This window comes from Williamsia sp. Y853 (genome assembly GCF_056786495.1).
Window position 1 is genome coordinate 1 of the sequence record NZ_JBXCJC010000002.1, and the last position, 13,451, is coordinate 13,451.

15 protein-coding genes are annotated in these 13,451 nt (G+C 62.2%); 1 reads left to right on the forward strand and 14 read right to left on the reverse strand.

Annotation, left to right across the window (positions count from 1 at the left end):
- Positions 1-453: 453 nt before the first annotated feature.
- Both murA and AC1TPF_RS12020 read right to left on the reverse strand, forming a co-directional pair.
- On the reverse strand, positions 454-1,737 hold the full coding sequence (murA, locus tag AC1TPF_RS12015) for a UDP-N-acetylglucosamine 1-carboxyvinyltransferase (protein ID WP_482138715.1): 1,284 nt from the start codon (positions 1,735-1,737) through the stop codon (positions 454-456).
- A 54-nt stretch (positions 1,738-1,791) separates the two neighbouring features.
- Positions 1,792-2,343 (reverse strand): SRPBCC family protein, encoded by a 552-nt coding sequence (locus tag AC1TPF_RS12020; RefSeq protein WP_482144128.1) that lies wholly within the window; start codon positions 2,341-2,343, stop codon positions 1,792-1,794.
- On the opposite strand from AC1TPF_RS12020, the gene AC1TPF_RS12025 reads away from it, so the two are divergent.
- Positions 2,342-2,953, forward strand: a complete 612-nt coding sequence (locus AC1TPF_RS12025; RefSeq protein ID WP_482138711.1) for a cob(I)yrinic acid a,c-diamide adenosyltransferase — start codon at positions 2,342-2,344, stop codon at positions 2,951-2,953. The genes AC1TPF_RS12020 and AC1TPF_RS12025 overlap by 2 nt on opposite strands.
- A gap of 124 nt (positions 2,954-3,077) precedes the next feature.
- Here AC1TPF_RS12025 and AC1TPF_RS12030 read toward each other — a convergent pair whose 3' ends face one another.
- The 12 genes from AC1TPF_RS12030 to AC1TPF_RS12085 form a co-directional block, all read right to left on the reverse strand.
- Positions 3,078-3,512 (reverse strand): DUF2550 domain-containing protein, encoded by a 435-nt coding sequence (locus tag AC1TPF_RS12030; protein WP_482138710.1) that lies wholly within the window; start codon positions 3,510-3,512, stop codon positions 3,078-3,080.
- A gap of 131 nt (positions 3,513-3,643) precedes the next feature.
- Entirely contained in the window at positions 3,644-4,030 is a 387-nt protein-coding gene (locus AC1TPF_RS12035) for a F0F1 ATP synthase subunit epsilon (RefSeq protein WP_482138708.1), read from the reverse strand.
- A gap of 9 nt (positions 4,031-4,039) precedes the next feature.
- Positions 4,040-5,488, reverse strand: coding sequence for a F0F1 ATP synthase subunit beta (atpD, locus tag AC1TPF_RS12040; RefSeq protein WP_482138707.1), 1,449 nt, complete (start codon positions 5,486-5,488; stop codon positions 4,040-4,042).
- Positions 5,489-5,575: 87 nt separating this feature from the next.
- On the reverse strand, positions 5,576-6,493 hold the full coding sequence (locus tag AC1TPF_RS12045; RefSeq protein ID WP_482138705.1) for a F0F1 ATP synthase subunit gamma: 918 nt from the start codon (positions 6,491-6,493) through the stop codon (positions 5,576-5,578).
- A gap of 59 nt (positions 6,494-6,552) precedes the next feature.
- The gene (atpA, locus tag AC1TPF_RS12050) at positions 6,553-8,181 is read right to left on the reverse strand and encodes a F0F1 ATP synthase subunit alpha (protein ID WP_482144130.1); all 1,629 of its coding nucleotides are present in this window, start codon (positions 8,179-8,181) and stop codon (positions 6,553-6,555) included.
- Between the two features lie 72 nt (positions 8,182-8,253).
- Positions 8,254-9,078, reverse strand: coding sequence for a F0F1 ATP synthase subunit delta (locus AC1TPF_RS12055; RefSeq protein WP_482144132.1), 825 nt, complete (start codon positions 9,076-9,078; stop codon positions 8,254-8,256).
- Positions 9,079-9,083: 5 nt separating this feature from the next.
- A complete protein-coding gene (locus AC1TPF_RS12060) occupies positions 9,084-9,635 on the reverse strand; it encodes a F0F1 ATP synthase subunit B (RefSeq protein WP_482138699.1) in 552 nt (183 codons plus the stop codon).
- Between the two features lie 4 nt (positions 9,636-9,639).
- Positions 9,640-9,876 carry an ATP synthase F0 subunit C gene (locus AC1TPF_RS12065; RefSeq protein ID WP_482138697.1) on the reverse strand — a complete coding sequence of 79 codons (237 nt, stop codon included), beginning with the start codon at positions 9,874-9,876 and terminating at the stop codon, positions 9,640-9,642.
- A gap of 92 nt (positions 9,877-9,968) precedes the next feature.
- Positions 9,969-10,823 (reverse strand): F0F1 ATP synthase subunit A, encoded by an 855-nt coding sequence (gene atpB, locus AC1TPF_RS12070; RefSeq protein ID WP_482138695.1) that lies wholly within the window; start codon positions 10,821-10,823, stop codon positions 9,969-9,971.
- Positions 10,824-11,052: 229 nt separating this feature from the next.
- Positions 11,053-11,523 (reverse strand): Cg1360 family ATP-synthase-associated protein, encoded by a 471-nt coding sequence (locus tag AC1TPF_RS12075; protein ID WP_482138693.1) that lies wholly within the window; start codon positions 11,521-11,523, stop codon positions 11,053-11,055.
- Positions 11,524-11,543: 20 nt separating this feature from the next.
- A complete protein-coding gene (locus tag AC1TPF_RS12080) occupies positions 11,544-12,761 on the reverse strand; it encodes a glycosyltransferase family 4 protein (RefSeq protein ID WP_482144134.1) in 1,218 nt (405 codons plus the stop codon).
- 33 nt (positions 12,762-12,794) lie between these two features.
- Positions 12,795-13,448, reverse strand: a complete 654-nt coding sequence (locus AC1TPF_RS12085) for an L-threonylcarbamoyladenylate synthase (protein WP_482138689.1) — start codon at positions 13,446-13,448, stop codon at positions 12,795-12,797.
- Positions 13,449-13,451 lie beyond the last annotated feature (3 nt).

Here is a 13,451-nt window from a genome sequence, read left to right on the forward strand (position 1 = left end):
ACGCATTCGATGCCATCCTGGAAGGGATATTTTGTTGTATCTAACCGGCTGTCTCCGTCTCGGAGGCAACTTTTCAAGCTTACCCGACTCGCATCCGGTCCGCAACTCGCTGCTCTCGCAGTCCGTCGCCACCCGCGTCTGAACCCTCCACCGAAAAGCGGAGCACATTCAACTATGGGCGGTCAACCTTGTTCCTTCAGGAAAAGACTTCCCTGTCGGTGTTCTCGGCCCCCGGCTTCTTGCTCTCCGGCGCCTCACTGGCTGACTTGAAGAAAGTTACGGGAACAAGTCCGTCGGCGTCAAATCGCCTGGTGCGCAGTGGCTTCGAGAAGCATCCGTGCAGGTCAGTCGCTTCTCGACAGCCTCGTGACCGTAACCGGACGGCAACTTTCGCCCGAAGTTGCCCTTGTGATGACCACCACCGAGGACCTTCAGGCGCGTTGCGTTGACAACCTACCGGTCAGTACCTGGCGTCGAATCCGGCGTCACACGCACGATCTCGCCGCCAAGGCTGCGCATGATCTCGACGAAATTGGGATAGCCCCGGTCGATATGCGAGACGTCGTGTACTTCGGTCACACCGTCGGCGACCAGACCGGCAAGAACCAATCCGGCGCCGGCGCGGATGTCCGAACTCCACACAGGTGCGCTCGACAGCTGTTCGATGCCACGGATCACCGCGTGATGGCCGTCGGTCCGGGCGTCTGCACCCAACCGCACCATCTCCTCGACAAATCGGAAGCGGGCCTCGAAGACGTTTTCGGTGATCACGGACATGCCGTCGCTGATCGCGGCCAGTCCGATGGCCATCGGCTGTAGGTCGGTGGGGAAACCGGGGAATGGCAGCGTCGAGTAGTTCACGGCCGCGGGCCTGCCCACCTGGACAACACGGAAGCCGTTCTCGAACTGGGATACCGACGCCCCGGCGCCGACGAGCTTGGACAGCACCAACTGCAGATGGCGCGGGTCGACCCCGCGAACCGTGATATCGCCTCGCGTCATGACGGCGGCGATAGCCCAGGTCGAGGCGACAATCCGATCACCGATCACCCGATGGGTCACCGGCTGCAGCCGCTCGACGCCCTCCACCGTCAAGGTCGAGGTTCCTTCACCGCTGATCTTCGCGCCCATCTGCTGCAACATCACGCAAAGGTCGACGATCTCGGGCTCGCGAGCGGCATTGTCGATGGTTGTCACACCCTCGGCCAGCACCGACGCCATCAGGATGTTCTCGGTGGCACCCACGGACGGGAACTCCAGGCTGATAGGTGCGCCGATCAGTTTGTCCGCCTCGGCGACCACACACCCGTGTTCGATCACGCTGTGCGCGCCGAGCAGCCGCAGACCGGCCTGATGCATGTCCAGCGGGCGCGACCCGATCGCATCGCCACCCGGCAGAGCAACCACGGCCCGCCTGCAACGCGCCACCAACGGACCGAGAACACAAACCGACGCCCGGAACTGCTTCACCGCGTCAAAATCCGCGTGAAACTTCAGTTCGGCAGGCGTATCGATCACCACGGTGTCACCGTCATGGCTGACAACAGCACCCAGGCCCCGCAGGACATCGGCCATCAACGGCACATCCAAGATCTGCGGACAATTGGTGATGGTCGTCCTGCCCTCGGCGAGCAACGCCGCAGCCATCAACTTGAGAACACTGTTCTTGGCGCCCACGACTTCGACCTCACCAGTCAGTCGTGCGCCCCCGGTCACCAAAAAACGATCATCAACCACGGACGTAGCCTAGGCGACCGGAACACAGCGGCGACCGACGGCCCGCAATAGTGTTCACCGGTTCTCGACTACGAGCTTCAGCGAGGCGAGTCCCTTCTCGAAATCGCCGCCAACCAGCTTGTCGGTGGGCACGATCTTCGCGAATAGCTTTGCCACCCCGGCATTTTCACCAGTCATCGTCCACTTCACGACGGTGCCTGCGGCCGCGAGATCCTCACTGAGAGTGAACACCGCCAGATTGGACGCCTTGAACGGCTTGAGAAAGTCCAATTGCACCGACACAGACTCCGGGGCAACAAGATTGGTCACGGTCATCGATCCCCGACCCGCTTTGCGATTGCCCTTCCAGGCGTAGCTCGCGCCTACCGCGCCTGCCGGTCCGTCATAGGTCCGCTCCAGCGATGGATCCAAATCCTCCCAAGGTGACCAGAGGCTCCACTGATGGAAATCCACGACCAATGGGTAGATCGCCTCGGCCGGCGCCGCGATCGTGATGGATCGTTCGATGGTGTAGGGCTGTGGCGCCAACGGTGTCTCCCGATTGAAGTGGTCGCGGCCCTGACCGGCCATTACCACTGCGAGGATACCGGGTAGCTTTGCTCTCATGGCTGTTCATCTGACCCGTATCTACACCCGTACCGGCGATGCGGGAACCACTGGACTCAGCGACTTTTCGCGCGTATCCAAAAACGATCCCCGCGTGCTCGCCTATGCCGACTGCGACGAGGCCAACGCCGCGATCGGTGTTGCACTGGCAATGGGTAACCCGACGCCCGACGTCGCCGAGATCCTGCTGCGGGTACAGAACGACCTGTTCGATGCAGGCGCCGACCTCTCGACTCCGGTGGTCGAGGATCCGAAGTACCCGCCGCTGCGCATCCTGCAGAGCTACATCGACGACCTCGAGGTCTGGTGCGATCACTACACCGACAAGCTCGATCCGCTCAATTCGTTCATCCTGCCCGGCGGTAGCCCGCTCAGTGCGTACCTGCACGTCGCACGGACGGTCACCCGACGCGCCGAGCGGACGGCGTGGGCGGCCATCGAGGCCTTCCCGGACAACACCAGTCCCCTGCCTGCGCAGTATCTCAACCGGCTGTCCGATCTCCTGTTCATCCTCTCCAGAATCGCGAACCCGGGCGGCGACATCCTGTGGCAGCCAGGAGAGCAGCGTAAGCGCGCCCAACGCGACACGAGCAAGCCCGACAAGACCTGACCTGCGGACACCCTGGCGGGTCGAAGGAAGACTGATCAGAGACACGAGAAGGCCCAGACCGGATTCGGTCTGGGCCTTTTTGTCGATTGTGAGGACACTCGTCGACGCTGTTGAGCGGTTGGCGCTAGTGGTCGCGGCGTCTGCGTTCTGCGCGTTGCGACGGCCGGGACTCGAGCCACGACTGGAATGCGGTGACACCACCGCTGTCCAGGGCGAGCTCGAACTCCCCATCGCGATCTTCGAGTTCGAGGATCACCATGTTGTCGTCGATGACATCGGCCTCCGAGGCGGTGGGTGACCGTCGACCGCTCACGGTCACGGCTTGCCGCAACACCAGCCGTTGTGGACCGGGCAGCACCCTGCGAAGGCGGAAGTACTCGAGCGCATTGTCGTCATAGCGGACCACTCCGTGCCGCCAGGCCCGGCCGTCGTCTGCGGGTAGTTCACGCAGCAAAGCCGAAGTGCCCGAACCGCGCAGCTCGTTGATCCGATAAAGCATGTAGAGCACAAACACAAGAACAAGCACGATCACCGCAAGGGCAGCCAGATTCCAGTTCACAGACGACACCTCCTTCAGCCCCCGCCACAAATACAACGATCCCCGCAAACTTGTCTGAAGTTTGCGGGGACCGTAGAACAATTAGCCATTCGAACGGCCCCTGCTCTACAGGATGCCATTCGCGCAGCACTTTATTTGACTTGCTGCAGTACTTCCACCGCGCGGAGACGAGATTCGGCACGCAGGTACTCGGTACTGCCCTTCTCGGCAGAGGAGAGAACCGAACGTTCGGCAGCTTCGTCTACGTCGCGGGCCCACTCGGCGGACTCGGCGAGAATCGTGACGACCTCACCGGTCACCGAGATGAAACCACCCTGAACAGCTGCCACACGGCGCTTGCCATCGACCTCGTCGATCGCGACATACCCGCCCGGTGCCAACTGACCCAGCATCGGCTCGTGTTTGGCCAACAGACCAACAGCGCCCTCGGTGGTCTGAGCCACTACAAACGTTGCTTCGCCGGAGTACATACGCGATTCAACCGCGACCAACTCGACGTGAAATGGCGTGTCAGGCATCGGGTGATATCACTTTCCGGTGATCTTCTTGGCAGCGGCCTCGACGTCGTCGAGTCCACCACAGCTGTTGAACGCCTGCTCGGGAAGATGATCGTATTCGCCCTTGGCGACCTTGTCGAAAGCCTCGATCGTGTCGGCAAGCGGCACAACGGAGCCCGTCTGGCCGGTGAACTTCTCGGCAACGATGAAGTTCTGTCCGAGGAACTTCTGGATGCGCCGCGCACGCTGCACGGTGATCTTGTCTTCCTCGGAGAGCTCGTCCATACCAAGAATCGCGATGATGTCCTGGAGTTCCTTGTACTTCTGCAGGATGCGCTTGACCTCGTTGGCGACGCGGAAGTGCTCGTCACCGACGATCGAGGCCTCGAGGATCCGCGAAGTCGACGTCAGCGGGTCCACAGCCGGGTAGATACCGAGCTGCGAAATCGGACGCGAGAGCTCCGTGGTGGCATCCAGGTGGGCGAACGTGGTCGCCGGCGCCGGGTCGGTGTAGTCGTCGGCGGGCACATAGATGGCCTGCAGCGAGGTGATCGAGTTACCACGCGTCGAGGTGATGCGCTCCTGCAGTTCGCCCATCTCGTCGGCCAGCGTCGGCTGGTAACCGACGGCAGACGGCATACGGCCGAGAAGCGTGGAGACCTCGGAACCGGCCTGCGTGAAACGGAAGATGTTGTCGATGAACAGCAGCACGTCCTGACGCTTGACGTCACGGAAGTACTCCGCCATCGTCAGCGCGGACAGAGCGACGCGCATACGCGTGCCCGGCGGCTCATCCATCTGGCCGAACACCAACGCGGTGTCCTGCAGAACGCCCATCTCCTCCATCTCGAGGTGGAGGTCGGTGCCCTCACGGGTACGCTCACCGACGCCTGCGAACACCGAGGTGCCGGAGAACTCGCGAGCGATACGGGTGATCATCTCCTGGATCAGAACGGTCTTGCCGACACCGGCACCACCGAACAGACCGATCTTGCCGCCCTTGACGTACGGGGTCAGCAGGTCGATGACCTTGATGCCGGTCTCGAGGATCTCGGTCTTGCCCTCGAGCTGATCGAAGGCGGGGGGCTTCCGGTGGATGCCCCACTGCTCGCCGTCGCGACCGGTGCCCGGAGCATCGAGGCAATCGCCGAGTGCGTTGAACACGTGGCCCTTGACGACGTCACCGACGGGAACCGAAATCGGCTTGTCGGTGTCGGTCACCTCGGTGCCGCGGGTCAGACCGTCGGTCGGCTGCATCGAGATGGTGCGGACCAAGTTGTCGCCGAGGTGCTGGGCAACCTCGAGCGTCAGCTTCTTGGCAACCGACTTCAGGGTGATCTCGGCGTGAAGTGCGTTGAACAGTGGCGGAATGGCGCCGCGCGGGAACTCCACGTCGACGACCGGACCGATGACACGCACGACGCGGCCGGTCAGCCCAGCGGAACCCTTCCGGGAAGTTTGGGTTTCAGTTGTGGTCATGATGTCTCTTCCTCTGTGACGATGGCATTGGCATGTTTCGCGAACGGCGACCCCACCGGCCGGTTGCCTGAAAAGTGTCGAGTCCGGTTACGAAAGGGCATCCACACCGCCGACGATCTCGCTGATCTCTTGTGTGATCTGGGCCTGTCGCAGCTGGTTCGCCTCGCGGGACAAGTTCGTGACCAACTCTTCGGCGTTGTCCGTGGCCGCCTTCATGGCGGTACGGCGGGCCGCCGACTCCGAAGCAGCCGAGTCGAGCAGCGCCGAGTACACCCGAGTCGCCACGTACTTCGGCAGCAACGCCGACAACAACGCTTCTGCACCAGGCTCGAACTCGTAGTTCCGAGAAGCTCCGGTGCTCTCCCCGCTCTCGTCCACGGTCACCACCAGGGGTGCGACGCGACGAACAACCGGTGTCTGCGTCAGCATGCTGACGAAGCGCGTGTACACGATGTGGAACTCGTCGACGCCCTCGGTCTGACTGCCGTCGGGCGACTCGACCGAGGTGCCCGATCCCGCCATGAACAGGTCGATCAGATGCTCGGAGGCGTTCCAGGCATCGGTGTAGGCCGGCTGCTGGGAGAACCCGGTCCAACTCCCCTGGATCGGCAGCTTCCGGAAGTTGAAGTACGTCGTGCCTTTCTGTCCTGTGACAAAAAGAACGACGTCCTTGCCCTCCTCGGTCAGCAACTCGATGAGCCGGCGAGCCTCGCGCAGGACATTCGAGTTGTAACCGCCGGCCATGCCACGGTCGCTCGTAACGATCAGCACCGCAGCACGTTTCGGCTCGGGACGCTCCGTCAGCAACGGATGGGTCAGCGAGGTGGCGCTCGAAGCCAACTCGGAGAGGACCGCAGTGATCTCCTCCGAGTAAGGCTTCGAGGCCGCCACACGAGCCTGAGCCTTGGTGATGCGCGAAGTCGCGATCAGCTCCTGTGCCTTCGTGATCTTCTTGGTCGATTGCACAGACCGGATGCGCGAACGTAGCTCGCGAATGCTAGCCATCTACTGTCACAGCCCTTCCCGGCCCGTCAAACCTTTACCAGTCATCAAACGATTCCCTATTACTTGCGAACTTTGACGGTTTCGTCCTCGACCTTGTCTGCGGCGAGAGCCGAAGCAGCTGCTTCGTTCACGGTGTCAGACTTCTCGCTGGCCCAGAAGCTTTCTTTGTACTTGTCAGCAGCGGCCACCAGAGCATGAGCGGCTTCGTCTGTCAGTGCCTTGCCGCCGGCGATGGTCTCGTAGACACCGGATGCCGAGCGATGCAGATCACTGATCAGCTCCGCTTCGTAGCGGCGGACATCTTCGATGTTCACCGTGTCGAAGTGGCCCTCACCGGCGAGGTAGATCGAGACGATCTGATCCTCCACCGACACGGGCGAATACTGATCCTGCTTGAGCAACTCCACCCAGCGGGCGCCACGATCGAGCTGAGCCTTCGAGGCATCGTCGAGGTCCGAGGCGAAGGCCGAGAAGGCTTCCAGCTCACGGAACTGAGCGAGCTCCAGACGCAACGAACCCGAAACCTTCTTCAGGCCCTTGGTCTGAGCGGCGCCACCAACACGGGAGACGGACGTACCGACGTTGATCGCCGGACGCACACCCTTGTTGAAGAGGTCGGACTCGAGGAAGACCTGACCGTCGGTGATCGAGATGACGTTGGTCGGGATGAACGCCGAGACGTCGTTGGCCTTGGTCTCGATGATCGGCAGACCGGTCATCGAACCGCCACCCATTGCCTCGGACAGCTTTGCGCAACGCTCCAGCAGACGCGAGTGCAAGTAGAAGACGTCACCGGGGTATGCCTCGCGGCCCGGCGGACGACGCAGCAGCAGCGAGATCGCGCGGTAGGCCTCAGCCTGCTTCGACAGATCATCGAACACGATGAGGACATGCTTGCCCTCGTACATCCAGTGCTGACCGATGGCCGAACCGGTGTACGGCGCGAGCCACTTGAAGCCGGCGGAATCCGAAGCCGGAGCAGCAACGATGGTGGTGTACTCCATCGCGCCCGACTCTTCGAGGGCAGTCTTGACGCCCGCGATGGTCGAACCCTTCTGGCCGATTGCCACATAGATGCAGCGAACCTGCTTGTTGGGGTCGCCGGTGGCCCAGTTGGCCTTCTGGTTCATGATCGCGTCGATGCAGACCGCGGTCTTGCCGGTCTTACGGTCGCCGATGATCAGCTGACGCTGTCCACGACCGATTGCGGTCATCGCATCGATGGCCTTGATACCGGTGGCCAGCGACTCCTCGACGGGCTGGCGCTCGAGCACCGAGGCCGCCTGGAGTTCGAGGACGCGGCTCTCCGACGACACGATGTCGCCGCGGCCGTCGATCGGCTTGCCGAGCGGGTCCACGACGCGGCCGAGGAAGTTGTCGCCGACAGGAACCGACAACACGTCGCCGGTCCGGCGGACTTCCTGACCTTCTGCGAGAGTCTCGTAGTCACCGAGGATGACTGCGCCGATCTCGGATTCGTCGAGGTTCAGCGCTACGCCGAGGACGCCGCCGGGGAACTCGAGGAGTTCGTTCGACATTGCGGACGGCAGCCCGCTGATGTGTGCGATTCCGTCGCTGGTATCAGTGACATACCCGACCTCGTCACGTGCAACTTCCGTTGAGAAATTCGAGGTGTAGGTTTCAATCGCACTTCGGATCTCATCGGAGGTGATCGTCAACTCCGCCATATTCTTGCCCTGCTCTTCCTGCGTGGTCGTGAGTTTTGTGGAATCGGTGTCGTGCGTCGTCTGCGGCGAAGCTCAGCCCAGCGACTTGCGGATCGTGGCCAATCGGCCGGCGCCTGAACCGTCGATCACTTCGTCACCGATCTTGACGACCAAGCCTGAGAGCAGGTCCTGATCGACGACAACATGGGTGATGATCGGCTGGTTATAGATACGCGTCAGTGTGGACGTCAAGGCTTCCACCTGCGAGCTCGTCAACTCGACGGATGCCCGCACCTTCGCAACCAGACGATCCCGCTGTCCGGCGGCCAGGTTCGACAATGCGTCCAGTGCGTCAGCCGGTTTTTGATCGAACAACCGGGCGATCGACTGCACCGCGAGTGCTTCGGTGACCGCTGACACCTTGCCGGTGGTCAGCGACGCCAGCAGTTCCTGGCGCGCCTTGGCCGAACGGGACTTGTCTTTGAGGATGATCTCGAGCTCGGGATGAGCGGCGACCGTCCGGCCGAGCAAGAACAGTTCTTCCTCGACCGCGTCGAGTGTTCCGGCTTCGGCCGCCGACTTGAGATACGCCTCGCGACCGAGGAGTTCAAGCCCGTCCAGCAGGTCGGAGATGTTCGACCAGTCACGGCCGACTGCCTCGACCACCACCGCCAGAGAGCCGGCACCGATCTGGCTGCCGAACAACTGGCGTGCCAGACCCTGCCGGACATCCACAGGTGCGGAGATGTCGCCGAACGCGGTACGCAACGATCGCTCGCTGTCGAGGAACCCGACAACTGCGAACAGATCGGATCCGATCTGCTGCGCGGCCGTGGCGGCGTCGCCGCCTGCCGCTGAAATCGTCTCGGCCAGGATTGCCCGGGTACCGCTCAAAGCGTCGCGGCTGGCTGCGTACATCGCCTTCACTTCCTCTGCGCAGAAGTTGCGTCGAGCTCAGCCAGGAACCGATCAACGGTCTGTCCGCGCTTGGCGCTTTCTTCCAGGTGCTCGCCGACGATCTTCTCCGCCAGGTCAACAGCGGTCCGACCGAGGTCCGACCGGAGTTCGGTGACGATCTGATCGCGTTCGGCCTTCAGCTGCGAGCGTCCGGCGGCAACGATGCGCGCACTCTCCGCTTCGCCTTGAGCGCGGAGTTCGGCGACGATCTCTTGTCCGCGCAGTCGTGCGTCCTCGCGAATCTGAGCGGCGACTGCACGGGTTTCGAGCAGCTGCTCTTCACGCTGCTTGAGCAGGGCGTCGGCTTCGAGTTGTGCATCAGAGGCCCGCTTGAGTCCACCGACGATGCCGTCGGTGCGCTCTTCGAGAACCTTCTGTGCACGTGGAAGCACTAGCTTCCAGAAGACGAGTCCCACAACCACGAGGGCCACGATGGACCAGGTGATGTCGTAGGTCGCAGGCAGAAGAGGATTATGAGATTCCTCTTCGGCGGCGAGAATCAAGGAGTTGGCACTCATCGGATCAGAAGATGAAGCCGGCAACCAAGCCGATCAAGGCCAGCGCTTCGGTGAATGCGATACCAAGGAACATGGTGGTACGCAGCTGTCCGGCGAGCTCCGGCTGACGCGCGGTGCCCTCGATGGTCTTACCGACGACGATACCGATACCGATACCGGGGCCGATGGCAGCCAGACCGTATCCGATGGCGCCAAAGTTCAGTTCGCTGATCTCACCGGATACTTGCGCGAGGTTGCTCATGGTGTTGGATCCCTTTCTTCTTGATCCGCTGGGCGAGGTTAGCCGCAGCGGCCAGTTTGTTGGTCTAGATGAATCTGGGGGTGGTGCTTCGGTCAGTGGTCGGCGGCGTGTTCAGCCAGGTCGATATAGACGGCTGTCAGCAGGGCGAAGATGTACGCCTGCAACACGATCACCAAGAGTTCGAAGAAAGTGAATGCGATGCCGCCGAGCAATGCCGGCAAGCCGAAGATCCAGGTCCAGGCCTCCGTGGTGAAGAAGAAGTACTGGGTGGCGCTGAAGAACAGTACCAACAGGATATGACCGGCAAGCATGTTGGCCATCAGACGGACCGTCAGCGTGAACGGCCGCAGAATGAAGGTCGAAAGGAACTCGATCGGGATCAGGAGGATGTGCAGCGCGGGCGGCACATCCGGCACCACGATGCTCGACTTCACATAACCGAAGAACCCGTACTTCTTGATGCCGACGTAGTTGAAGACGATGTACGCCAGCGCAGCCAACACGATCGGCATACCGATCAAACCGTTGGACGAGATGTTCAAGAGCGGGATTACACCGGAGAAGTTCAGGAACAACACCGTGAAGAATATCGTCACCAAGATCGGGAGAAAACGCTTCCCGTTCTCTTTCCCGAGGACACTCTCTGCGATCTGGATACGGACGAAGTCCAACGCCATCTCGCCTGCGTTCTGCAGGCCGCGAGGAACCAGCTTCGGGCTCCGGAACGCCAGCAAGAAGAAGACGACACAGACACCGGCCATCAACAGCCGGATCAGCATCAGACGATCGAGTTCGAAGATCGTTCCTTCAAAAAGGACTGCATCAGGGTAAAAGTCGGACAGCGAAGGCGGGTGGTAACCCCCATCGCCTGCCGCGAGGTTCAAGACGCTCAGCACTCTCTCCCGTGCTCTGGCCGCAGGCAGCCTGCCTGCAGTTCGACCGGACATAAGTTCAGATCAAGCAAAAAGTTCTTTCAGATTTCGTGCCGTACACGGCCCGGGTCTCACCCGGGCTGAAGTCGCATTACTGCGCCTTCTCGCGTGGCACGGCAGTCTGAGCACCGGGCTGGTCAAGTCCGGTTCTCTTCTGCGGGGCAACTTTAGCAACACCGTAGGTGACCCTCATAGTGCGGGTATCTACCGGACGTTATTACTACCCTGTGTAGTATGTCCGGATTCAATCTTCGTCGTCAACGTTGCCTTCCGGCCCGACGTCGACGTACGGCACTTTGGTGGTCATGATCGCGTACGTTTCGCAGGCCAGCACGATGACCATCGCGATGATGGCGGTCACACCGAGGGCGACATGGTTGAGCGAATCGACGTTGCTGAGTGCTGCCAGGGCGAGCATGGCCAGCAACAGTTTGAGCAGCCAGGTGCCCATCAGGATGGCACCGCCGGTATTCGGCGACACATTGGCGGTCAGCACCACCACGATCACCGTGAAGAGGATGAATCCGCCGCCGAACGCCGCACCCACCAGCGCACCCCACAAGCCCTCGGTGCCATCGATCAACGCCCACGCACCCGCGCTGATCACGGTGAGTGCAACAAGTCCGAGCGCGCCGTAGCGGATCGCCTTCTGCAATGGGGTGATCTGCTTTGCGTCGTTCGGGGTGGTCAGTGCTGGTTCAGAAGCTTCGTTCACGCTTCCAGGGTAAGGGTCGTTCACGAGCCGCTGATACTCACACCCGTTCGGTGACGGTTCCGCAGTCGGGGAACGATTGTCGCGAGCATCGCGATGATCAGTCCCCCACCGAGGACCGGAAGCACCACGGAGGCCGAGAACAGCGTGCTCGCAGCGGCACTGAATGCCAGGACACCCACCCAGAGGTAGATCACCAGAACCACACGACGATGGGAGTGGCCGAGTTCGAGCAGCCGGTGATGCAGGTGCATCTTGTCCGGTGTGTAGAAACCGACGCCGGCACGGGTACGCCGGATGACCGCGAGCAACATGTCGAGCATCGGGATGAACATGACCGCTGCCACCAGGATGATCGGCGAAAGCAGCGTGAAGACATCGGCCGGACCGTATGCGTTGATGGCGATACGGCCGGAGGCGCTGGTCGACGCCGCGGCGAGCATCAGGCCGATGAGCATCGAACCGGAGTCGCCCATGAAGATGCGGGCCGGCTGGAAGTTGTGTGGGAGGAAGCCGAGACAGGCGCCTGCGAGAATCGCCGCGATGAGGGCAGGCGGGTAATAGCTGACGTCGCCACCCTGATCGTGCAGAAGGCCCAGCGAAAACACGCAGATTGCCAGCGCTGCGATCAATGCCAGGCCGGCAGCGAGCCCGTCGAGCCCGTCGACGAAGTTCATCGCATTCACCGTCGCGACAGTGACCGCGACCGTGAGAAGCCCCGATTGCAGCGGATCGAGGACGACGGTCCCGATGCCCCCGAACGGCACCGCCACGACCGTCCAGCTCAAACCCATGATCACCAGCACCCCGGCGGCCGTGAGCTGACCGACGAACTTGGTCAGCGCGTCGATCCCCCACCGGTCATCGATGATGCCCACCAGGACGATCACCCCGCCCGCCACCACGACGGCGTTCATGTCGTCGGTGTAGTCGAAGCCTCGGGTCAACGCAGGTAACTCACCGGCCAGGACCATTCCGGCAAGCACACCCACATACATGCCGACGCCGCCGAGACGGGGCGTCGGAACCGCATGGACGTCCCTGTTACGCGGCACCGCGACCGCACCGGTTCGGGTCGCGACAACTCGCACCAGGCCGGTGATCAGGTACGTGATCAGCGCTGCACACAGTCCGACCAGCATCAATTCGCGCAGCGGCACACCCGCACCACTGCTGGTGAGGCCGGACTGGGCGGCAATCAACACACCACTGCCCTCATTCAACGTTGTCGAATAGGCCACGAGTACGGACGCTACAGAGGTCGGGCATGCGGGTCAGACCCGAAGACTCTCGACGTCGGCGCCGATGACCTCGGCGATTTCTTCCGCGCTGATCGCACCTTCCCGCAAGATCTTGGGTGTGACGTCGGTGAGGTCGACAATCGTCGACGGCACCGCCTTCGCCGCAGGTCCGCCGTCGAGATAGACCGCCACGGACTCCCCCAATTGCTCCCGCGCCTGCTCGACGGTGGTTGCCGGCGGGCGACCGGAGATGTTCGCGCTCGACACCGCCATCGGGCCCACCTCACGCAGCACCTCGATCGCCACCGGATGCAATGGCATCCGCAGCATCACGGTGCCGCGGGTGTCACCCAGATCCCAGGCGAGCGACGGAGCCTGATGCACAACCAGACTCAGGCCACCGGGCCAGAACGCGCGGGTCAGCTCGCGAGCGGTCGGTGACACCGACAGCACCAGGCCGTCGATCGTTGTCCACGAACCGACCAGGACCGGCACGGGCATGTCACGGCCGCGGCCCTTGGCGGCCAGCAGGCTATTCACAGACTCGGAATCGAAAGCGTCACAACCGATTCCGTAGAGGGTGTCGGTGGGCATGACGATCAGGCGCCCACCTTTGACGGCGCCGACCGCGGCGCGCAGGCCTGCGGACCGAGATCCGGGATTGCTGCAATCGAACGTAGTGCTCACGGC